Here is a 22,954-nt window from a genome sequence, read left to right as displayed (position 1 = left end):
TTTGTTTCGCCAAATATGAAAAATAAAAAAATTCTTATCTTCTTTTTTTATATTCATCGTGTACTAGTTGGACAAATTCTATTTGTTTTTTCTCTGATTTTATTAATGCTTCCATGTTAGTAGGAGACAAAATACACTTTTTAATTTTTCTATTACTCCAAATTAATTTTGTATACTTTGCATCTTCGTGTAGCCTTCGAAACCACTCGAATTCACTTAACTTTGCAATATGATGTTTTAGTCTCATGTCATTTCGAGGGTAAAATGTAATTATAGCCATTATTACATCAAGAAGTAAACTCATCTTCTCCCCTCCTATACATATATATTTCAAATTTACGGAAATATAGTTACAGGGTGATAAAATTGACCACAACATTCATAAAGATATTTTGCATATTTTTCTTACTATATTTTCAATCGACCTCAATTATTATGACAAAAGCTCAAACAAATGTGATAAGTGAATTTAAACAAGCTTTACTCAAAAGTGATAAAAAGTTAATGCGGTTATATGTAACAGAAGGGGTTGAACTACAATATTAATGATTTGATTAGAATTGTGGAATCTATGAATTAAAAAACCGATCTTTTCAATATAAGAAAGATCGGTTTTTAATATTTTATAAAATGAGTTTTCCTCCATGATAACAATAATAACTTGCTGCTTTAAGGTTTTTAATTCTTTTTAGAGATTCTTCCGCTTTTTCTAAATCTAAACAAAAACTTGGATTAGCTATTACTAATTCATGATTATCTTGAACAGCCGCATCCCCTGTAATTACACAGTTTGAATTCGGGAAATATAATGAAATATGCCCCGAAGTATGTCCTGGCGTCGCTACTATTTGACATTCATCATTTAAAATCATTTGACCATCACTTACTTTTTCATCGACGCAAATATGTCTTATATTTTTTAATTGCTGTATAAACCATTCACCAAATTCTTTCTCTTCAATTGGCATATGTTCTAACATTTCTTCAGCTTGAACTAGTCTCTCCGATTTTATTTCACCACTAATGTAGTTAGATTCTATTTCACTAGCAATAATATTAATGTGAGGATATTTCACTTTGAAATCATATAAAGATCCTATATGATCGTCATCATAATGAGTAATAATTATATTTTTTAAGTTTTTCATCTCATACCCATGTTTTACAATTGCATCTTCAATTAAAGGTAAAAAGTTTATATAACCTGTATCTACTAAAGTTAATTCCTTGTTTAATATAAGTAAGCTCGGATAAATACATTGTTTTCCCCCATTAAATTCAAATTCAATTGGTAGTTCTTTTATCTTCATTTTTCTTCCCCCATACCCGTTATTAAATGTTTAATAATAAATCATCCACATACATTTTACTGTACATACTTATGTAACGAAACATTCTGAGTCGTTACATAACAAACATTCTATTATTTTGAACAGGTAATTCCTTATTTTTATGGAAATATACAATAAGATAAATAATAAAATTGATTATTCCTTCACTTTTTTGTCTATCCTTTTAAAAAATCTATGTTTTTGTAAAAGGAGTGTTTATATGGAGAAACAGGCACTTTGGAAAAAATTCAAAAAAAGCTCAACAAACCTCGGGAAATCTAGCGTATATGAAAGTATTATTTTATACTATACAATGAGAAAAAAAGGGTTACCTACTAAAGCGAAATTCATAATATTAGCCGCTTTATCCTATTACGTATTAACAATCGACTTCATTCCAGATATAGCTGCTATTATTGGGGTTGGCTTATTAGATGATGTTTTAGCAATTGCTATAGCGCATAAATTTGTAATGCGCTATGCGGACGCTGAAATTCGAGAGAAGAGCAAAGTAAAAATGGAGTCATTATTTACTTCAGCCCGAGCATAATTAAACTATCTAGTCATTTACCTAGCTTTTTACTTTCAAAAAAGCTAACTTTAATTATTGATAGTTCTATTTAACCTTCATCATGAGAGCATTACAGAATAAATTCTTAATTTCTCTTAGCTCTCAAGCCGTAAACAAATAGGGGCCAGTACTTGTTCCTAAGTTCTGACACCCTATTATTTGTTCTTATATTTATCTGTTATTCAATTCATTCAGGAAAGATTCCCGTAGAGACATCCTTATATAAAGAAAGACCATATTAGTGCAGATAGTTTATACAGTTACATGCGTCCCCCTATACAAAACTGCTATTGCCACTACTATAAGCATCATCCCCATAAAAGCAGGTGCGGCATGACCAAGTGATACATAGATTTGCCCTCCAATAATTGGACCAATCATTCTTGCCAAAGCTTGAATAGATTGGCTACCGCCTTGAATCCTTCCTTGTTCACTAGAATCGACAGACTTTGAAAGCATCCCATTAAATGAAGGTCCGAAAATCGAGTCACCAAAACCAAACAGTAACATCCCAACGATTAGAAGAGGATATAGGGAAAATAAAGCAGATGCGGCAATAAAACTGTAGCCAATAATCTCCGAAACCATCCCAAGTATTGCTATTTGTTTATCAGTAAGCTTGAGCAAAAGTTTTGGCATTATAAAAGCTTGTGAAATGATATCTTGAAAGCCCATAATTGAAAACATAAGTCCGATTAGTGCAGGCTTCCAGCTAAAAGTATCCATCGTAAATTGTGTGAAAATTGCTTGTAAAGATCCGTTAGGTATCCAAAGTAAAAACGCTGAGACAAGTAACCATTTTAAACTTTTCATGGAAAGTATGTTTGCAAGCTGAGCAAAAGGATTTAACCTTACAAAAGTAATTTCTTTTAACCTATTATTTTTCTCAAGACTCTCAGGCATATATTTCATCCCATATAAGACATTTAATAAAGTTATGAACGCTCCGAAATATAAAGGTAAAGAATGACCAAACTTTGCAAGTAATCCCCCAAGAGTTGGTCCGATAATGGTTCCTGCACCTACCACTGCACTCACCCACCCAAAATACTTCGTTCTCTGCTTTGGAGGAATGATATCTGCAAAATATGCAAAAATTGCACTTATACTCCCGCCTGTTATTCCTTCTATTATACGTCCAGCAAATAGTACCCATAAAGCACCTCCTACACCAAAAACTAAGTACCCGATTGCAGAACCGAAAAGGCATATTAAAAGTAATGGACGACGGCCATATTTATCGCTCAAAGCTCCGAGTGCAGGTGCAGCGAAAAATACGCAAACCGCATAAACAGAGGTCAGTAGCGTAACAACTAGAGCTTGTTCTTCCGGACTACTTATATAAGGCTGCACTAAGAATGGAACAACAGGCTGTATGATACTGAAACCTATTCCACAAAGAAATACAGAAATAAGGCCGAATATTAAAGCATGTTTATCTATGTTTTTTTCAGTTTCGCTTTCACTTTGTGATCTAAATATAGACATTTAATTTCTCCTCTCAAAACATTTTGTTGCTTTGTCAACAAAATGATAACTCCACTTTGTTGATTAGTCAACAAAAATAAAATAATAAAAAGGTAGCCTTACCGTGAACAGGCTACCTTTTTATTATTTAAATATATCCCGTATTAACGGGCAAATAAGTTAGTTTTCGGGATTAACTACCCGTTAATGCCCGAATGCTTCAACTTTATTACGACTTAATATGTATACCTTGTTTCTTTATTTCTGCGTCCAAATGCCTACTATATTTTTCCACAAAGCTAATTATACTTTCGAATTCTGCCTCAGTTACTTGCTCAAATACGGCTTTATCCCTCTCTTGAAACTCATTGTGCAACTCTTCGTGAATTTTATATATTTCTTTCCCTTGTTCAGTAAGCCTAAAATAGATTTCTTTTTTATTCTCTGATTTCTGGTAACTTTCGATAAGGTCTTTTTTTATGAGCTTCTTAGTCATTCTACTTATTGCACCGCGAGTCACATAAAAAGCCTCTGCAAGTTGTGTCACGTTAGAATCTGCATTGTTTTCAATATATTCAATGCAATGTACTTCAGAAGACTTAAAACCTTTTAGACCTTCTTCCATCTTATCTTTATTAAGCCAAACCAGCTTATTATATAATTCCCTGAAACCGTTCATTACCTGTTCTTCTTTATTCATGACCTGCCCTCCTCACCGCTCATTAGCACGTTAAAACTATTATATTAAATTTCTGCTTATGTTTCGACAATATTGAAATAATTATTGTAACATCACAAGATATGCGTAAAAATAGATGCTTCAATAAAGCAATTCATTAACCAGCAAATACTGCAAGTGTATTGCTACTTACAGTAAACAGTAGAGAAAAAAGAAGAGCTAATATCATCTCTCTTAGCTCCTCGTTCATAAAACTATTTTTAAAATATTATTTCACTTCATTGGCTACAAAAAATTGCTCACAAACACTGGAAATGCGCTGCAAGTCTACGTTCCCACCAGATATAACCGCGACTACTTTTTTCCCTTTAATATATGTATCCACTTTCCCTGCAAGTAGTGCAGCAGTAGCTAATGCACCAGCACCTTCTACAACAGCTTTTCCACGTTGTAATAAGTCTTTCATCGCTACTTCTAATTCACCTTCTGATACTGTTACAATATCATCTACTAATTCTTTTACTACTTCAAAAGTTAAATCGCCTGGTATTTTAACTGCGCAACCATCTGCTATAGTGGGTGCCTCATAATGTTCTACAATCGTACCTTTGTCATAAGATGCCTTCATCCCATGAACATTGTCTGCTTGGACACCAATAATATTAATGGATGGATTAAATGATTTTAATGCAACAGCAATTCCAGAAATAATTCCACCTCCGCCAATTGGTACAATGACAGTATCAACATCCCACATATCATCAAGAATATCCAAACCAATTGTACCTTGACCAGCCATTACCTCTACATCATCATATGGATGTAAGTATGTTTCACCTGCTTCCCTTATTATCTCCTCACATTTTGCCTTCGCATCATCAAAAGTTTCACCGTATAAAATCACATCTGATCCATATCCTCTAGTTGCTTCAACTTTCGCCTGAGGGGCAGAAATTGGCATCACAATTTTACTCTTAATACCAAGTAAATGGGCAGATAAAGCAACTCCTTGCGCATGATTACCAGCGGAACAAGCAATTACTCCTCTCTCTTTTTCTTGATCTGTCAACTGTGACATTTTATTAAACGCACCACGAAATTTAAAAGAACCCGTTAATTGCATATTTTCTAATTTCAAGTGAATTTCTCCGCCTGTTTTACTAGTCAAATAAAAAGATTTTACTAGTGGCGTTTTACGAGCATTTCTGTCTAAAATGGTTTGGGCTTTTTTAATATCGTCTATATGTAACGGTAGTTTTTTAGTTATCATACTAACACCTCTTCCAATGGTCTATTCCTAAGTTTTCGTATGTAGCAACTCCTTTATACGAAACCATCTATATTAAGAAAAAGGCTTTATATATGTACCCCACTCTGTAATATACACATTTGCAAACAATTTAACATCCTCTTTGTATCGCGTTCTTTATAATCATTTAAACATGCAATTTGAATCCAATTATTCTTTTGTAAATACGATGACTCATAATGAACAATGTATCCTTGTAACGCTAACGCATCGCCAATCACCTTAGAAGACTGATTTTCATTTAATTGAATGGTAACTATAATTGGCGCGGCATGTTCTTTAGGTGAAACAAGATTTAAACCCATATTAGTAATAGCTTGTTCAATATATGCATACGTCTCGTTTATTTTTTCAAATGCTTTTGCATCTTCAAATCTCTTTAATGCTTCTTGCAGTGCATAAATTAAATTCCATGAATGAGAATATGGAATACTTTCATTTTCTTCGTACATACCAACGTCCATATAGGCCGGTAATGTCTCGTTTACTTTCACATTATGATTATAAAAAACGAAAGATAATCCAGTAAACGATTTAATTGCCTTTCCGCTAACACCGCTTGCAAAATATACATCCTTCAAGTCTATCGGTATTGCTCCAATCGAACTGATACAATCTACACATAGCTTCACATTATACTTTTTACTTAAAACATTTAGCTTGTCTAAATCATTTAACATTCCAGTTGATGTTTCATGGTGAACAAACCAAAGCCATTCATAATTTCCAGTTCCCATTATTTTTTCTAATTCGGTATAAATAAACGGTTCTCCCATTTCTTTTTTATACATATCAAAATGTAATTGCGCGCGTGATGCATGTCCAACTAATCTATTACCAAATTCCCCATTTGTTAATACTAGTCCTTTCCCTTTTAAAGAACGTAACTGTAAAGCAATGGCATCATTTGCTAACGTCCCTGTTCCTAACATAAGTTGTACATGCATAGCTTTTGTCATGTGAAGTAACCGTTTTTTCACATTGTCCATCGTCACTTGAAATAACTTAGAACGATGCGAAATAGGCTTAGTAGAAAATGCCTTTCGAACATTTTCTTCAATATCTACTGGACCAGGTAAAAACGTATATTCTTTCGTCATAATTCCCCCAACACTCGATGCTTCAAACATAGCAGGGGTAACATACATTGGTTGGAAGGCTGCTTCTTCTGTACCAACTAACGTATGGAAAGATTTGAATCCCATTTGCTCATATAAAGGTAGTTCACGTGTTGTAGCAGAAATGAGTGCCAATTCATATCCATTTAGAAGCAAATAACGATGTAAAAAGCGAATTAAACCTAACAACGCTCTTCCATTTCTATATTCACGTTCTACTGAAAGTAAACGAATTTCATATACGTTTTCTCCATGTTCTTGCAAATAATAATCTAGATTTGGAATTTTATTGTCTAACGAGAATGGTCGTTTTCCTCGCAATGTAACCATACCTACTAACTTATCGTCATGTAAACAAATTAAATATGTATTTTCTTCATGGAAACGATCTATACGAACACGCTCTTTCGTTTCTTCATGTTGCGGAATTTCTTCTACAAATGTTTTATAATTCAACTTATGTATACTTTCAAATTCCCAAGCTTGATCAGCAACTTTATAAATTAACCCCATGCCTTCTCTCCTTTATGTATTTAATAAAAATTATAAGTGGAGATTAACTCCACTTATAAAAAGTTCATTTCATTCTCGATTTACATATAAAATAAGTACAATGATAAGTGCACTTAAAATAGTCGTAACAATAGAGTAAGAATACAAAATCATACAAACTGGTAAACAAGCGATTGTAATTAGTCCTGGCTTAGTAAATCCTTTAAAGATTAAATAAAATATAATGAAAACAGCAACAAGGGTAAGCGCTATCAAATAATCAAATGCAATTAATCCTCCAATAAATGTTGAAATACCTTTTCCACCCTTGCCTTTAAATAAAATCGGGTAAATATGTCCAAGTAAAACAGCCAGTAAAGCTAACATTACAAATGTAGAATCTTCAAAAAGGTATTTTGCAATAGAAATTACGATTGCCCCCTTGATTGCATCACCTAAAAATGTAGCGACGAAATACCCTTTTCCATATACCCGCCCCATATTTCTTGCACCAGGATTACCGCTTCCTTCCTGCCGAATATCAACATTATGTTTCCATTTCGTCACTATATAAGCGGTCAATATGTTTCCAAATAAATAAGAAGCCACCAAATACAAAAATTGCATACTATTAATCATGTAATCATTCACTTTCTACATGGGAGTACTTATACAATATTCAATGACTATGTATATTGTACTTTTCTTACTTTACATCCCTTTATACATTTTAACATCATATTTTTACAAATCATACAAAAATTCTCATGCAGCTATTTATTAAAATATAAATTCTTCATTAAGTAATAGGTTCCTTTCACTGCTAGTTCTGATGGTGATACAAATATAACTTCTCCCATACTTTTCTCGCAGCATTTCTTAAATTCAGCATATATTTCAGGAACGAAACGTAATATACTGCCACTTACTGCAATTGAAGTTGATAAATCAAACTGCATCTTATTGTAAATATTCAACGTAATTCTCGTTAATTCCGTAGCCGCTTGCACCATAATTTCACGTGCGTCATCATTCCCATTTCTCGCTTCCTCAATAATGAATGGTGCGATTGCTGCAACTTTATCTTTTGAAAAACTATATACTAGTTTTTTTATATGAGACGATGTCAAAAGTTGAAACTCTTCTTGAATTCTTAAGCTTAATGGGCAAAGTGCAACACCTTGATCAAATTGATTTGCCATTCTCTTTAAACATTGTAATGCAATCCAATATCCGCTTCCTTCATCTCCTAAAATATGTCCCCATCCCCCACTATACTCGTACACTTCCCTTTTCTTTCCTATACAAATCGCACCTGTACCGCCAATTGTTAAAATTCCATCCTTTCCTTTTAAAGCAGCTGCATGAGCAATCATTGCGTCATTAAAAACTTCAATTTGTGTTCCGTACTTCTTTTTTAGACGTAATGTTAATTCATTTGTATTTGCTCCGCTTACACCCGCTAATCCTAAACAAATACAAACGCAATGCCCATTTAATAAACCTTTTTGACATTGATCAATCGCTTCCATAATATGAAAAAGTGCTTCTTCAAAATCTATTAATATATTTCCAAAACCACTCGTAGCCCTTTCAAGTTCACTTCCGTCTTGATCAAATGCAATTGCTTCTGTCTTTGTTCCCCCGCCGTCTACTCCAATCATATATTTCATATGTTCGCCTCATTCTCTTCGAATTGGAGGGAATATTATATTCCCTAAAACTACAGATTGCTTTGCACCTGTTGCACTTGGAACATTACTCGGATTACGATGATACGTTTCGTTTGCTAAAATGGCAAAGGCGATTGCTTCTTTCGCCTCTGAAGAATAGCCTATATCTTCTTGAATGAATATGGCGCATTTTTCATCCTTCAATCCATACCGTATCATTTCAACAAGTGTACGATTATAACTGCCGCCACCGCCTAAAATCACCTCATCGATTTCATAATACGGCAGAATAAACTCCTTATACTGATGAACGATTGAACTTGCCGTAAACATCGTGACAGTCGTCAATATATTTTCTTTAATATGTTTTTCAAACCGTTTCAATAACTCACTGACAAATTCTTCTCCAAACTGTTCTCTACCAGTTGATTTCGGTGGATTCATTTTCAAAAATGGATGGTTCATACAATATGTCAAAATCTCTTCTATAACTACTCCCCGTTTTGCAATCTTACCATTTTGATCATATGACAACTGAAATAGCCTTTGACACATTTCATCCATTACCATATTCCCTGGACCAGTATCAAAAGCTATAACGCTTTTATCACTTTGGTGACTTGGTATTACTGTAACATTACCGATCCCGCCAATATTTTGTAGTAGTCTATTTTTAGTTGGATGACGATACAAAATAATCTCTGAATATGGTACAAGTGGTGCACCTTGTCCCCCTGCTGCGATATCCATCGCTCGAAAATTAGAAATAACCGTCGTATTCGTTTCATATGCTATAACTGCTGGTTCTCCAATTTGCAATGTGGAAGGAATCATAGTACCATCTTGCTTTGGCTGATGATAAATCGTTTGTCCGTGAGAACCAATTACATCTAATTGTCCCAAAGGAAAATTGGCCTCTTTACAAACTTCCTTTACAGCATTGGCGAAGCATAAACCGAGTTTGAAATTTAAACTGCATATGAGTTGTACATTTGAATTTTCTATTGATAATGCCTGCTGGATCTCATTTTTCATATCATTACTAAATGGCACAGTAGTAAAATGGATGAGTTCAACTTTAGAACCTACACCGCTTCCTTCTATATGAACGAGTGCTACATCTATTCCATCTAATGAAGTACCGGACATAATCCCTGCAATATACATAGCATGCATGACCTCCCCTTTACTAAAAAACGATCATGTAAGTTACAAACGTACAACCGATCGAAAATAATATAAATCTAAAAAACAACTGAGTTTTTGATGCAAACGATCCATCAATAAAAGAAACAACTACTGTAAGCAAAATACTTGCCGCAATGCTTGTAACGATCCATATACTATGCATTTGTGATAAATGTAGCATTCTTAATAAAGGTACGAAAAGTAAATTCGCACATATCACTCCAAATAATAATAAAAATACACCTTTATAACTAAATTTTATATTCATTCCATTTCACCCTCTCTGGACTTCATGTGAAAGAAGTGATAGACAAAATGCCTATCACTCAAAAATAAAATATAAAACTTACGGATTAACAGATTTCCCATCACCATTTTTCTCAATTTCAAGCATGTTTTTGTCGTACATTTTAAAGAATGGTAAATAAATAAGGAATGATATTGTTATGTTTATAAATACGAGTACAATCGCTCTCCAATCCCCACCTGTTGCTAAATATGCACCAATTGGAGCTGGTAATGTCCATGGAGGCATTATATGTGTTGGTGTAACAAACCCCATCGCAGTTGCTGAGTATGCAATAGTTGCTGTTACTAGTGGTGTAATGATAAATGGGATAATTAATATTGGGTTTAGTACGATTGGCAATCCAAAAATAACAGGTTCATTAATATTAAAAATACCAGGTACAATACAACTTCTCGATAATGCTTTCGAATATTTCGATCTACCAAATACTATCATGGCTAATACAAGTCCTAGCGTTGCGCCCGAACCACCAATCCATATAAACCATTGGTATAATGGTTCTGGTGAAATGAATGGTAACTGATTTGCGCCACTAGCAACTGCTTCACCATTTTTCCCTAAATATACTTCCCATAATGGCCGGGCAACAGTTCCAACAACCGACACACCATGGATTCCGAATGACCAAAAAAATGTAATTAAAAATACTGGAATGATTACACCGAAGTAACTATCACCAGCTTTTACTAACGGTGCCGCTAATTTATCAACTACATGATGTAAATCAATACTAAAAACGACAGTTACTAAACTCATTAAAATAATAACGAATGCAGCAGGTATAAGTGCTTCAAACGAACGTGAAACAGACGGCGGTACTTGTTCTGGCATTTTAATCATTACATTTTTCGTCTTACAAAATCTTAATATCTCAACTGATAAAATAGAAACAATCATTGTCACGAATAATCCATGACCCCCGAGATTTGTCATCGGAAGCATAAACCCTTTTTTATCAATTAATTCAGGCGTTAATGTTAATAGTAATGAACATACTGCAAGCTGTGCTCCTGATAAAGCATCTAGCTTATAACTTTTCGCTAAATTATATCCTATTCCAAATGCTATATATAAAGACATAATAAACATCGTTAAACGATATGGTATTAATATACTTGTTTGATTTTTTAATGCCCAAACAGATATGAAACTATCTTTCGGTAATGGTGGAAATGCTACGATTAAAAAGAAACTTCCTACAATAATAAATGGTAACGCTGAAATAACTCCATCACGGATTGCTTGTAAATGCCTCTGTTCAGAAAGCCTTGCCATCGGTCCAGATAAGTTTCTATCAAGAAACGTGACAAATTTATTCATAACGCTTCCCCCTAACTAATTAAATCATTTACAGTTTTTAATAAAGTCGGTCCGCCAAGCGGCGTGTATGCTTGTGACGGTATGATACCGCACGGGATAGATTCCTCTTCTGCGAATTTTTTAACAGAGTCAAATCTATGTCTTACTTGAGGTGCAACCATTACAACGTCCCAGCCATTCTTTACTTCTTCCTCTATCTCACTTGTTCCAATGGCATGGACTTCCATGTTTACACCTTTTTTCTCCGCCTCTTTTTTTAAAGCGTTTACAACAATTGCACTGGACATCCCTCCAGAACAAACGAATAAAACCTTCATTTATTAATCCTCCTATACTTATAAATTATCCCCTTCGGATGAAAGGAAGTTTCACTTTACTAACAAGCATATGAAGAAGTAAAAGAATTTAGTTATATTGAAAGTAAATTTCAGTAAAAATATTTTTCCTATTAAATTAATGTTTCAATATTTATTTTTCTCAATTGTAAGTACAACCTCACCTCGGATATCATATTAGCTAACCATATAATAGGGAGGCGTATAAATAATCATGAAACGTTTATTAGTGATATGTTGTATCGTCATCTTTTTTATTCCTTTCTCTTTCATTTCTCCTCACTCTACTTATGCTGAAGTAAATACTACGTATAAAAAATATGAATTACGTGCTGTATGGATCGCATCTGTTCTTAATATTGATTGGCCCTCAAAAACTGGCTTACCCGTCGGAAATCAGAAGCAAGAATTTATTAGATTATTAGACGATGTAAAAAACACTGGTATGAATGCAGTCGTTGTACAAATTAAACCAACTGCTGATGCTTTTTATCCTTCAAATTACGGTCCTTGGTCTGAATACATTACGGGGACACAAGGAAAAGACCCTGGATATGATCCACTCGCATTTATGATTGAAGAAGCACATAAAAGAAATATAGAATTCCACGCATGGATTAATCCATATCGAATAACGATGAATCACACCGATATAAATCGATTATCGAATAATCACCCTGCAAAACAACATCCGGATTGGGTTGTACCTTATGGCGGGAAATTATATTACAACCCTGGTATTCCAGAAGTGAAAAAGTTTATAACTGAAGGTGCTTTAGAAATCGTACAAAATTACGATATTGATGCGTTGCATATGGATGATTATTTTTATCCATATAAAGTAGCGGGCGAACAATTCCCCGATCAAAAAACGTACGAAGCATATAATAACGGTAAATTTACAAATATAGAAGATTGGCGACGTGACAATGTAAATGAACTTGTCAAAGGTTTAAATACTGCTATAAAACAAGAAAAATCATACGTAAAGTTTGGCATAAGTCCGTTCGGCGTATGGCGAAATATAGCTGACGATCCAACTGGCTCTAACACAACTGCAGGCCAAAGAAACTATGATGACCTTTATGCTGATACACGTGAATGGATACAAAAAGGTTATATTGATTACATTACACCGCAAATATATTGGAATATTGGTTTCACACCAGCTGCATATGACATATTAGTAGATTGGTGGGTAAAAGAAACACATAATAAACCGATTCACCTATACATCGGTCAGGCAGCCTATAAAATTAATAATAATTCTGTCCCCGCTTGGTCTGATCCTGAAGAATATCCAAGACAAATTACATTAAACCGGTTATCCCCTGAGATAAAAGGTAGTATGCATTTCAGCTTAAAAGATATTAATAACAATCCTCTAGGCATTAAAGATAGACTCACAAACGACATATATAAGCATCCTGCATTAATCCCGCCTATGCCTTGGCTTGATCATGATCCACCAAAACAACCGACTTTAAAAGGTGCTATTCCAAGAGATGAAGGTATTGCAGTAGGTATCATTGATAATAGAGAGAATGACTCTGCTTATTACGCCATTTACCGTGTGAATGGAAAAAATGAAGTGGATACACAAAATCCAAAACATTTACTTACTACTGTAAGGAAAACAAAACTTGGAGAGATTTATGTAGATAAAACAGCTATTTCTGGAGAAACCTACACATATGTAGTAACTGCAGTTGATCGATTGCATAATGAAAGTGTTGCTTCTAGTCATACAACCGTTAAAGCAAAATAACAACTAATAAAAAAACGCCTTAAAAGCTAAGAACTATAGCTTTAAGGCGCTTTTCATTTATTTATTTTTAAACTTCTCAGTCGCTGCTCTCATCTTCACATTTAAATCGTGATCAATCGAGTCACGAATATCTCGCTCGACTACTTCCATTTCTTTTTGGAAATTTTGCAAGTAGATTTTTAATTCTTCTTCTTTTTCTGGTCGTTGTGAAGGTGGTAATTGTACGACTAACGATAGCATCGCTGTTAAATCTTTCATTAAGAACGTTTCAAGTTTATGTTGTTGTTCAAACATACGTTGCTCCTGATAATACGGCAAGGCATTTAATACTGAAATTGTAATTTCATCAACCGTTCTTTGTAATGAAGGGTTTATTGAGCGTTTATACGTTTGAATTGTATTTAATGCATCTGGATATCGATCATAAAAATACAATTTATAAAATGAAAGGTCTGATGGTTTTACTGTTTGCTGCGTTTCTTGTCTTAAAAAATCTTTTACTTTCATCGCCGCTACATCAATATCTTCATTTGTAAGTTTTTTCGTTGTTTTTGCCATTACATGTACTTTTTTCTGTTTTTCTTTCGGTAACATTGAGAATACTTGCTCTCTCGTACGTTGACCCGATGCACAGAAAAGAGTGTTTAATGTATATTGTTCTTTCTTTCCTTCCGTACGAATCCAGCGATAAAAGAGTGGGTGTTGTGTAAATTCTTGTAGAAACGGTAATGATTTATTCGATAACTTATCTAAAGAATCATGTGCTCTTTTATATGGTTTCGTCCATGAAAAATACAGTTTACGTCCGAAATATACAACTAAAACAACGACAGTAAATGCGATTAAAAGCAATGTACCCAATAGTACTAATACTGTTTGAATGAAACTCATTTTTTCACCTCCTCTAAAAGTCTGTTATTTCCTTGGACGCTGAATGAGTTTTTGTTTCATTTCATCATTAAATGTGTCTAATTCAACTACAAACTTCTTACTTGACTCGATAATACGTTCTGATGATTTCTCAGAAGCTTCAATCGCAGCAAATACATTTTGGAATGATTCACGTAATTTATCCATGCTAATAGCAGGATTTTCAAGAAGTTTTGTTGTCTCTTCTGTATTTTGTTTTAATGCTTGTGAGTTACTTAATACCATTGATTCAATTGCTTCATTTGTCGCATTCACTGCATCAATTGTTTTACGCTGATTTGTTAACGCTAGCTGGATAGCAGCTGAAACTGTTACAACGTTTTGCGTCATCGTAATTGCATTACGAATTGCCTCTGTTAACTTTTCATTATTTTTCTTAATAATGTCTACAGATGCGATAGATTGTAATAGTACACTTTTCGCTTGCTGCATATTTCGTGTACGTACTAGAATTTTTTCTAATGCATCGTTAATTAATGGAATATCTCTTTGACGTTCTGGATTTTGTTTCTCAGCTTCCAGCATACCAGCGAGTTTTCTGCCTAAGTATACTTGTTTATCAAGAGCGTGAATTTTATCGTGCGATTGTTCTTTAAGCATTTCAAGACCAACTGTATCTTCTTGTAAGTTGTCACGACCAATTAGAAGGGATCTTATAATCTCTTCAATTTGTTTATCTATAGATTGATATTTATGCACGTATGTTTCAAGTGGATTTTTCTTGAATACTTTAAACATAATTTTCTTCATACCACTTGCTTTTAATGAATTCGGATCAAGCTCTGATACCACTTTGCGTAATTCTAACAATGTATTTGGAATTTCTTCATTCTTTCCATTCATCATCGCTGTTACAGGACGTTTTAATGCTGATAACGTTTGTCCTGCTGCTTGTTGCTCTTTATCCCCTAAATCTCCTAGCTGTGACAATACTTTTGATAAATCCGTATTTTGCTCGCTATTTAATTTTTGTACATAAAGATCAGCTTCTTTATTCAGTTCCTCTAATTCTTGATCTTTTATAACTGTATCTACTACTACTTCTACATTATTATCTTTCACAATGGATACAGGTTCTTTTTTCTCGAGTTCAGTCAACAAAATCGCTCCTTTATTTATATGTGCGAATTTATATGCACTATATTTCATCTATTATATCGTATTTCATATACATTCTAACTGCTTGAAATCGATTTTTTTAGAAATGCCTGTTTATGCAGTCATTCCCTGTTTCTTACTATAAGTATACCTGTTCTCAACATTATTTTCCTCAGACTTAAGACCTAGAGAACAACATGCTGAAGGCGGATTCTTCGTATGTTACGTATATAAATTACGTCCTTCCCATCCTACTGTACTCAATCTTTTGACATACACCCTTTGTCAATGTGATAATTATATTACGCTCAATCCTAACTCTTCTTAAGCGCTACAAATGCTCCATTTTGAAATGCCAATAAGACCGTTTCAAACATTTCATCTTCTTCAATCATTTTTCTAAACTCGGCTAACTCACTTGCATGAGAGGTTGCGTTATCAACAATAAGAAAACCCTTTGGTTGTAAAATGCGTTTTATATGCTCAAGCCACCACATGTATTGCGTACGCTCTGAATCTAGGAAAATAAAATCAAATGAGTGATCTAATTGCGCATCTAAAAATGCCCCTGCTTCTTGATTATGAACATCAATCCTTAGTAAAAGGTTTGCCTTTTCAAAATTGACAAGTGCCTCTCCAACTCGTTCTGAAGAAAGCTCTACAGTTGTTACATTTCCATTTGTTTCTTCTACCGCATTAGCTAACCACAATGTAGAATATCCATTAGAAGTTCCGATTTCTAAAATGTTTTTTGCGCTACACCCTTTTACTAAAATCGATAAAAACTGCCCCATCTCACGAGTAATATTCCGTAACTTTTCTTCCCGTGTTTTTTTATTTCGATCATGCTCTTCTCCATATTGTTCAAGTTGAAATAATAATGAATCTAACGTATCCATTTTTTCATCGCCTTTCCAAAGCAATATGATGAAAAAGCTCTTGCTGCCCGTCTACTTTCATTATATGCGAAACAAAAACCTTTTTCTCGTTATATGACAAAGATTTGAATTTTTTTATAGCATATTGTTTCGTTTTTTGGTAAAGTTAATTTCTACGTGCAATTATTCCATTCATACTATTTTTAATTCAATTGCAGTTATTAAAAAATATAAACCCCAATTAAATGAATCGGTATTTCAAATTCAATTAAGCGCCCTTTCCGGACGCATTTTCTTTTGTTTATATATTTCTAGAAGAAAGGATGCTTACAATGAACGTGATTAGCTTAGATGCTGCTCGAAAGCGCAAACAGCATAAAAAATTAATGATTACTATACCGATTATTTCACGTATTTATGAAGAAGATGGGGAAATTAAATTTGAGGTAGCAGGCGAAAAAGATGTACCTCTTGAAATGTTAGAGAAATAAAAAAAAGACGCACTTCTAAAGAAATGCGTCTTTTTTTATACTGTTACATTTAAGTGCATAAGTTTTTCAGGATTAACCATCATATAAATGTTTGAGATTTTCTCATTTTCAAATGTAAATGAAAGTACATAAGTCACTTTATTATTTACTTTAACAATAACACCTGGGGCACCATTTACCATCTTATAATCAACATTGTACTCTTCCGAGAACTTCTTCCCAATTCCAAAGAATAAACGTATAATTCTATCTGCAGAATAGATTGGATGGATTGCAGTTGTAGCTTTACCACCACCATCAGCTTTTAATATCGCATCTGTTTTTAATACTTCTAACATGCCTTGCGCATCCCCACACTGCAATGATGATACAAATTTCTCCACATAGGCAGCCATCTTCTTCGTACTTAATGTTGACTGCTTCGGCTTATCCAAAATACTTTTTCGTGCACGTTGAAAGATTTTTCGGCAGTTCGCACTACTCTTATCTACAATTGAAGCGATTTCTTCGTATTCATAACTGAAAACCTCTCTTAATATGAACACAACTCTCTCTACCTCAGAAAATTGTTGTAAAAGTAATAAATATGCCGTAGAAATTGATTCTTTCATTACAAATGACTCTGATGGATCATCAACCTCTTCCACAAATGGCTCTGGCAACCACATTCCGACATATACGTTCCGTTTATGTGCTGCCGAACGTAATTTGTCAATTGAGCGATTTGTTACCATTTTACATAAATAGGCTCTCATATTTTCTATAGATTGAACGTCCTCCATATTATTAAGTGATATAAATACGTCATGGACGATATCTTCAGCATCCATAACACTCCCAAGGATTCTATATGCTAACGAAAATAATAATGATTGATACGTTTCATATAATTGCTCCGTTTCCATGGTGAATTGCCTCACTTTCGGATTGCTTTAATATGTGTAACGCTGCACGCTTTCCGCTTGCCACCGCAGCATCAGCTAATATTTCATCATGCCCAGCCCAATCTCCTGCAACGTAAACACCTGGCATTCCAGGTATGTTAGGGCCAGGTTTTTCAACACGGTCAATATGAGGAAAATCATATACTACCGTTATTTTCGGTAAATATTGCTGTGCAACAACTTCTCTTTTCCAATTCGGATGTAACAATTCCATTGCATTTTCTAACTGTTCTTTATCTTCTTGAATATGATTCAGCTCTAGTACAGAGTTATGGTATTTAATTAGACTCACTACAATTGATCCATCTTCACTTAATTTAGCTGCTCTCGATTGATTCGTGAAAAATATAGATTGATCTAAGCCTAATACAAATTGATGTGTAGGATTGGGTAATCGTCTCAAACCAATATCTAATGCAGCAACGGTAACCGGTACTGATTGTTCACTCCATCTATGCAAACTTGTTCCTTCCGCACCTTTTATAATTTTACAAGCTTCTTTCGGTGGAGTTGTTACAATGACTGCACCTGCTTCAAATACTTCATCGTCAAAACATTGTATTCTTTGTTTCCCTTCACAATGCTCTATTTTCAAAACATGCTTTTTAGCCAGAAATTGCACAACACTAGTACTTGCTATATTCCTTAAATTTGTTATTATCGTCTCCCAACCGCCATCTACATAAAGTACTCCTTCTTTCATAGAAAGCTGTATTTGCTTTAGTACAGAAGATGCTAATTGTATTGTAGGAGCATACGTATATGTTGTTGTTCGGCATAATGCATAAAATATATTTCGAACCATTGGATCTTTAATTTCATTTTCTGCCCATGTAGTTAGGCTCATTTTCGGAACTTTTCCTACATCTAAGTTTCCTAAATGAATCATTAGACGAGCGAACTGGACTTTTGCAGACCATGAAAGTAACGGTGTTGATAAAATAGAACGAAAATCTGTTGGAATGGTATAAATATCCCCTTTCCATATTCCATGTGCTTTTGTAGATGGGACCCCACATGGAAGGTTCATACCTAACTCATTAAAAGTTATAAACGCTTCTCCACCTCTATATAAAGCATGTGCACCAAGATTCATACAAATGCCATTTTTATTTATAGTCATCCCTCGGCCACCGAAGTGACTGGACTTTTCTAATACAATAACTTTCCTTCCAGCTTTCGCTAAATATATAGATGCTGTTAATCCAGCAAGCCCACCACCAACAATTGCTACATCAAAATTTTTCATAATAAAATCCCTCCTTATACGTTTTACATACAAGACGAACGATTAAGGGGGGATGTGACATTCAGTTACACATAATTTATTTCACCTAACCACTTTATTGCAGTATCAACTGTCAAACAGTTACACCTTCTACAAACAAACTTATTTACATAATAATGTTATTTTCTATTCAATTACATGCTGGTGCCAAATTTCACTTTCTTCTTCACTCATTCCTCCAATTATTTTTGAAAAATCTATATTTCTATCAAACGAGTCTTTTAACATAAAAAATTGTTCAAACGTTCCTGTAAATATTTCTAATGAATGCGAACAACAAATCGTTTCAAGGTTATCAATTGTTGCGCCATCTAATTCTAATTCCTTTAGCCCATTCATTTTACCTAATGCCGCTCCATCCTTTACCTTTGTATCTGTCAATTTTATATTTTGAATTGACGCATTGTGTTGAAAACAATTTAAATTAGCAATGATGCTATTTTCAAATTCAATTGTGATTAACTTATTTAAATTTTGCAAAACAAGCAAATCCAATTCACTAACATTCTCTAAACCTAAAATATATAAATGCTTTAAATTATCTACTTTCGAAATCGCATAGAGCTGCTCACGATTTGAAATATGTACAGAAAGTGATTCTAATTTTTGAAACTGCGGTAGCAACGAAAAATCTTGAATACTAGTATGTGTAATATTTAATTTTTTTAATGATGACATTTCTACAAGTTCCGATAAATTATTTATCTTCGTATTCTTTATATTCATTTCTTGTAAGTGTTTTAGATGTATGATTGGCGTTAAATCTTGAACCGGATTATTAACTAAATATAACTTCTTTAAAGAATTCATTCGTTCTAATCCTGCTAAATCTTGAATTTCATTTCCGGATAAAATTAGTTCTCTCACTTCTGTACACATTTGTAATGGACTAATATCTACTAACCCTTTTCCACCTAAATATAATCTCTTCTCTCTAATAAACCTGTCTGCTCGTTCAGATGCACCCACTATATATCTCCAATTCTCATCTAAACTATCGTACCAATCATTAACGTTATTTTCAGATTGAAATATAAATTGGGGCTGTAAAACAGGTAATTCAATATTAAATAAAGCGTCTAAAAAATGTATATTATCATTAGCACCATAACTCCAATATAAATAATCTTCCTCTTGATGAATGGTGAAATTTTTATTTTTTAGCGTTTGTAAAATAAATAGTAACAAATCCGAAATTCTATTTGCAATTACATATTTCACTTCTTCATCTCGTCCAAAATTAATAACTTGTCCCACTTTCCCCTTTTCATCTGGATCAACATCTATTCCTAAATTGTTACCGCCATAATCTTTACTAATAGGTATCCAATTGTGATTCACATATCTTTCCTTAATCCATTCTGTTGGTATTGAAAATGCATCAAAATTAAAAAAATCATCCTCTTCAATTCTTTTCCATATTCTCCACTCATCCAAAACTTCATCTAACGAGAGAAATGGCAAACCAAAAAACAACCCTGGTCCTGATTTATCCTCACCGTTATGTGCGAGATAAAGATTACGTAATTCATCTGGAAACGCAATTCCCATTTCACTTTCGGCATATTGAATTTCTTCTATTGTTGCAGGTGCATTCAAAAACGGTTGAAAGTAATTTTTCAATTCAACTTCCAACTCTTTTAAAATAGTATGGTTCATTTTCTGCACTCCCCTTGTACTCCAAATTAAAAAAGCGCTATCTTTTACATTAATTGTAATTAATAGCACCTTTTTTCGCAATGAAACTCTTGTAATTATAGTGCATTCAAACGAACAATTTTATCACTTTACAAACGAAGAGCAGCAACGCTTTCACATTTCAATAACTAGACTCATATCCTAAATTCAAATTGCATGAAAATATAAGAAAGGCGGGTAATACAAATGACTTCTAATATCGACTACACTTCCCCCTCAACCAATTTCACCCATGATTTAAATAAAAGTAATTTTTTTAAGAAAGATGCCCAAAATTATATAAACGTACTTGGCATAAAACAATTAAATACTTTAGAAAATACTTCTTTATTAGATATCTATTTAAGTACAGGAAATGTTGTAGAGCCACATATTCATCAAAATGCAGCTGAACTTGTTTACTGTATTTCAGGATCTGCTGTTGTTTCCTTACTTAATCCTTTTACAAACCAAATATTAAACTTACCGATAAAACCAGGGCAAGTTGCCAACATTCCACAAGCGTGGTGGCATTATGAAATTGCTACAGCAGATGGTACTCACTTATTAGCTATTTTCAATGCCCCAACCCCAGAAGTTATTTTTGGTTCTGATATTTTAAGATTAACTCCCGCTAATATGATGGCTCATACTTACTGTCTCGATGAACAACAATGGAAACAAGCGATATCCCCTATTCAATCCACTACAGTAATTGGTCCCCCAGCAAACTGTAATCAGAACCGCGGCACGATAAACCCAACAACTCAGCCTCCTAATCCACAACAAAATTTATATTACCAAGATTCATACTATTTCCCTCTTTACTGGGGATATTAATTTATTTCATTAATAGACAATTTTTTATCTCCTCGGAAAATTCGTAGGAGATTTTTTATTGTATATCCACCATTCCTATTTTTTTCGTAACAATTAATAGAGTACATACATATACTATTTATATATTTAATTGGAGGTGATAGTACTATGAGTAATTATAACTATCGAAAAAACTACTCTAATAATAAAAATAGTAGTTCATCAGCATCCTCTCAGTCTTCGAATTCTCAATCTTCCAATTCCCAATCACAAAGAGATTTAGCCGAACAAGGCTATGTAAAGAAAAAAGGATGTAACTGTAATAAAAACAAATAGTTTATTACTAATTTGAACTATAACATTTCAACGCTCACGATAAATAACTTTCTTCCCTTGTATACCGTTTATGAAATGGATGAATTCTATTTTTAATAGAATTCATCTTTTTTATTTATAGGTAATTTTTTTAAATCATTTAACTTATTCCATAAATAATAAAGTATAAATCATACATTTTGATTTTTCTTAAATACTAACTTAACAAAGAGTAATTTCTCAATTAATTTATCACCTATCTTCCCATAAAATATAGCCCCTCCTAATAAACTTAGGAAGGGCTATATACAAATGCCAATTTAAATTTCAAACAGACATTGTAACAAATTAAACGATATTAATACCTGCACTTACAAATCCAGCTACTGCAGCTGCTTTTCCGACTTTTACGTATTACAACTTTTATGTAAACGGCATTCTTCAACCTAGTGTGAACTCCAGTATTACTACTGGACCTACTGGTGCTATTACAATTCCTGGCGGAGATGCATTAGACGGCGGAATTCCAATTACAATCGAATTTATCGTCACTTAGTTTATCTACTTTAATGTAGAACAAAAAGACAGATTCTTTTTATTTAAGAATCTGTCTTTTTTAATTAATAATGATGAATTGCAAAATAATTGAAGAACCTTGCGTTGGTGGTTGATTATCCAATAAAGTTAGCTGACCATTACTAACCTGATATAATGGTTGTGGTTGAAGTATTCCATTAATAAACAAATTAATATAGGAAACCTCATCAGGAGGTAATATATGTGTTGTACCATATTGAGCTATCCCATCTGAATCTGTATATATAAGTTTTTCTCCATCTGAAAAAGTGTAAAATAATAAATTAGTTGTTGTTATGGGACCAATAACTCCCGTTGGACCCGTTGCCCCTGTTAAACCAGTCGCACCTGTTAAACCAGTTGGACCTGTTACTCCC

The 22,954-nt window shown here is 33.6% G+C and carries 23 protein-coding genes and 1 pseudogene; 5 read left to right on the top strand and 19 right to left on the bottom strand.

The genetic code is table 11. From position 1 onward, the window contains the following. Positions 1 to 34: 34 nt before the first annotated feature. Complete coding sequence (locus GFJ36_RS13010) at positions 35 to 304, bottom strand: hypothetical protein (RefSeq protein ID WP_087986187.1); 270 nt, start codon at positions 302 to 304, stop codon at positions 35 to 37. Between the two features lie 319 nt (positions 305 to 623). Further along, positions 624 to 1,310 (bottom strand): MBL fold metallo-hydrolase, encoded by a 687-nt coding sequence (locus GFJ36_RS13000; RefSeq protein ID WP_087986188.1) that lies wholly within the window; start codon positions 1,308 to 1,310, stop codon positions 624 to 626. A gap of 241 nt (positions 1,311 to 1,551) precedes the next feature. Between GFJ36_RS13000 and GFJ36_RS12995 the strand changes: the two genes are divergently transcribed. Continuing rightward, positions 1,552 to 1,881, top strand: coding sequence for a YkvA family protein (locus tag GFJ36_RS12995; protein WP_097891219.1), 330 nt, complete (start codon positions 1,552 to 1,554; stop codon positions 1,879 to 1,881). A gap of 273 nt (positions 1,882 to 2,154) precedes the next feature. On the opposite strand, the gene GFJ36_RS12990 is transcribed toward GFJ36_RS12995, so the two are convergent. The 10 genes from GFJ36_RS12990 to GFJ36_RS12945 all read right to left on the bottom strand — a co-directional run bounded on the left by GFJ36_RS12990 (position 2,155) and on the right by GFJ36_RS12945 (position 11,775). Further along, complete coding sequence (locus tag GFJ36_RS12990; protein ID WP_087986190.1) at positions 2,155 to 3,390, bottom strand: MFS transporter; 1,236 nt, start codon at positions 3,388 to 3,390, stop codon at positions 2,155 to 2,157. A gap of 208 nt (positions 3,391 to 3,598) precedes the next feature. Beyond that, positions 3,599 to 4,069 (bottom strand): MarR family transcriptional regulator, encoded by a 471-nt coding sequence (locus tag GFJ36_RS12985; RefSeq protein ID WP_087986191.1) that lies wholly within the window; start codon positions 4,067 to 4,069, stop codon positions 3,599 to 3,601. 247 nt (positions 4,070 to 4,316) lie between these two features. After that, positions 4,317 to 5,318 (bottom strand): bifunctional threonine ammonia-lyase/L-serine ammonia-lyase TdcB, encoded by a 1,002-nt coding sequence (gene tdcB / locus GFJ36_RS12980; protein ID WP_098082117.1) that lies wholly within the window; start codon positions 5,316 to 5,318, stop codon positions 4,317 to 4,319. Between the two features lie 86 nt (positions 5,319 to 5,404). Beyond that, entirely contained in the window at positions 5,405 to 6,988 is a 1,584-nt protein-coding gene (locus GFJ36_RS12975) for an aminotransferase class V-fold PLP-dependent enzyme (protein ID WP_087986193.1), read from the bottom strand. Positions 6,989 to 7,057: 69 nt separating this feature from the next. Continuing rightward, positions 7,058 to 7,606 (bottom strand): glycerol-3-phosphate 1-O-acyltransferase PlsY, encoded by a 549-nt coding sequence (gene plsY, locus GFJ36_RS12970; RefSeq protein WP_087986194.1) that lies wholly within the window; start codon positions 7,604 to 7,606, stop codon positions 7,058 to 7,060. Between the two features lie 134 nt (positions 7,607 to 7,740). Next, the gene (locus GFJ36_RS12965; RefSeq protein WP_087986195.1) at positions 7,741 to 8,640 is read right to left on the bottom strand and encodes a BadF/BadG/BcrA/BcrD ATPase family protein; all 900 of its coding nucleotides are present in this window, start codon (positions 8,638 to 8,640) and stop codon (positions 7,741 to 7,743) included. Positions 8,641 to 8,649: 9 nt separating this feature from the next. Beyond that, entirely contained in the window at positions 8,650 to 9,807 is a 1,158-nt protein-coding gene (anmK, locus tag GFJ36_RS12960) for an anhydro-N-acetylmuramic acid kinase AnmK (RefSeq protein WP_087986209.1), read from the bottom strand. 22 nt (positions 9,808 to 9,829) lie between these two features. Continuing rightward, entirely contained in the window at positions 9,830 to 10,096 is a 267-nt protein-coding gene (locus GFJ36_RS12955; RefSeq protein WP_087986196.1) for a hypothetical protein, read from the bottom strand. Between the two features lie 78 nt (positions 10,097 to 10,174). Beyond that, a complete protein-coding gene (locus GFJ36_RS12950) occupies positions 10,175 to 11,458 on the bottom strand; it encodes a PTS sugar transporter subunit IIC (RefSeq protein WP_087986197.1) in 1,284 nt (427 codons plus the stop codon). Between the two features lie 11 nt (positions 11,459 to 11,469). Continuing rightward, positions 11,470 to 11,775: a PTS sugar transporter subunit IIB gene (locus tag GFJ36_RS12945; RefSeq protein ID WP_087986198.1), complete on the bottom strand. Its 306-nt coding sequence runs from the start codon at positions 11,773 to 11,775 to the stop codon at positions 11,470 to 11,472. Positions 11,776 to 12,001: 226 nt separating this feature from the next. Here GFJ36_RS12945 and GFJ36_RS12940 point away from each other — a divergent pair, with 226 nt between their 5' ends. Further along, positions 12,002 to 13,561 carry a glycoside hydrolase family 10-like protein gene (locus tag GFJ36_RS12940; RefSeq protein ID WP_087986199.1) on the top strand — a complete coding sequence of 520 codons (1,560 nt, stop codon included), beginning with the start codon at positions 12,002 to 12,004 and terminating at the stop codon, positions 13,559 to 13,561. A gap of 57 nt (positions 13,562 to 13,618) precedes the next feature. Here the strand turns inward: GFJ36_RS12940 and GFJ36_RS12935 are convergent, their stop codons facing one another. The 3 genes from GFJ36_RS12935 to GFJ36_RS12925 all read right to left on the bottom strand — a co-directional run bounded on the left by GFJ36_RS12935 (position 13,619) and on the right by GFJ36_RS12925 (position 16,488). Further along, positions 13,619 to 14,452: a DUF3974 domain-containing protein gene (locus GFJ36_RS12935; RefSeq protein ID WP_000008384.1), complete on the bottom strand. Its 834-nt coding sequence runs from the start codon at positions 14,450 to 14,452 to the stop codon at positions 13,619 to 13,621. A 24-nt stretch (positions 14,453 to 14,476) separates the two neighbouring features. After that, positions 14,477 to 15,589, bottom strand: coding sequence for a toxic anion resistance protein (locus GFJ36_RS12930; RefSeq protein WP_000137411.1), 1,113 nt, complete (start codon positions 15,587 to 15,589; stop codon positions 14,477 to 14,479). A gap of 314 nt (positions 15,590 to 15,903) precedes the next feature. Continuing rightward, positions 15,904 to 16,488 (bottom strand): O-methyltransferase, encoded by a 585-nt coding sequence (locus GFJ36_RS12925; protein ID WP_087986200.1) that lies wholly within the window; start codon positions 16,486 to 16,488, stop codon positions 15,904 to 15,906. Positions 16,489 to 16,799: 311 nt separating this feature from the next. Between GFJ36_RS12925 and GFJ36_RS29135 the strand changes: the two genes are divergently transcribed. Next, entirely contained in the window at positions 16,800 to 16,958 is a 159-nt protein-coding gene (locus GFJ36_RS29135; RefSeq protein WP_001100983.1) for a hypothetical protein, read from the top strand. Positions 16,959 to 16,993: 35 nt separating this feature from the next. Here GFJ36_RS29135 and GFJ36_RS12920 read toward each other — a convergent pair whose 3' ends face one another. From GFJ36_RS12920 to GFJ36_RS12910, 3 genes are all read right to left on the bottom strand, one after another. After that, a complete protein-coding gene (locus tag GFJ36_RS12920; protein ID WP_087986201.1) occupies positions 16,994 to 17,863 on the bottom strand; it encodes a sigma-70 family RNA polymerase sigma factor in 870 nt (289 codons plus the stop codon). Continuing rightward, on the bottom strand, positions 17,841 to 19,151 hold the full coding sequence (locus GFJ36_RS12915; protein ID WP_157349649.1) for a phytoene desaturase family protein: 1,311 nt from the start codon (positions 19,149 to 19,151) through the stop codon (positions 17,841 to 17,843). Before GFJ36_RS12915 ends, GFJ36_RS12920 begins: the two co-directional genes overlap by 23 nt. A 165-nt stretch (positions 19,152 to 19,316) precedes the next feature. After that, the gene (locus tag GFJ36_RS12910) at positions 19,317 to 20,849 is read right to left on the bottom strand and encodes an SMI1/KNR4 family protein (RefSeq protein ID WP_087986203.1); all 1,533 of its coding nucleotides are present in this window, start codon (positions 20,847 to 20,849) and stop codon (positions 19,317 to 19,319) included. 225 nt (positions 20,850 to 21,074) lie between these two features. Between GFJ36_RS12910 and GFJ36_RS12905 the strand changes: the two genes are divergently transcribed. Beyond that, on the top strand, positions 21,075 to 21,707 hold the full coding sequence (locus GFJ36_RS12905) for a cupin domain-containing protein (RefSeq protein ID WP_087986204.1): 633 nt from the start codon (positions 21,075 to 21,077) through the stop codon (positions 21,705 to 21,707). Positions 21,708 to 22,386: 679 nt separating this feature from the next. Next, positions 22,387 to 22,557: pseudogene (locus GFJ36_RS12900) on the top strand (DUF4183 domain-containing protein); the annotation flags it as partial. Between the two features lie 60 nt (positions 22,558 to 22,617). Here GFJ36_RS12900 and GFJ36_RS12895 read toward each other — a convergent pair. Further along, positions 22,618 to 22,954 (bottom strand): DUF4183 domain-containing protein (locus GFJ36_RS12895; protein ID WP_157349648.1); only part of this gene is annotated, 337 nt, incomplete at its 5' end.

Source organism: Bacillus sp. EE-W1 (genome assembly GCF_009760835.1).
GTDB classification, from domain to species: Bacteria; Bacillota; Bacilli; order Bacillales; family Bacillaceae_G; genus Bacillus_A; species Bacillus_A wiedmannii.
The sequence above is the reverse complement of the archived record's forward strand: the minus strand, read 5'-3'. Positions and strand labels throughout refer to the sequence as shown.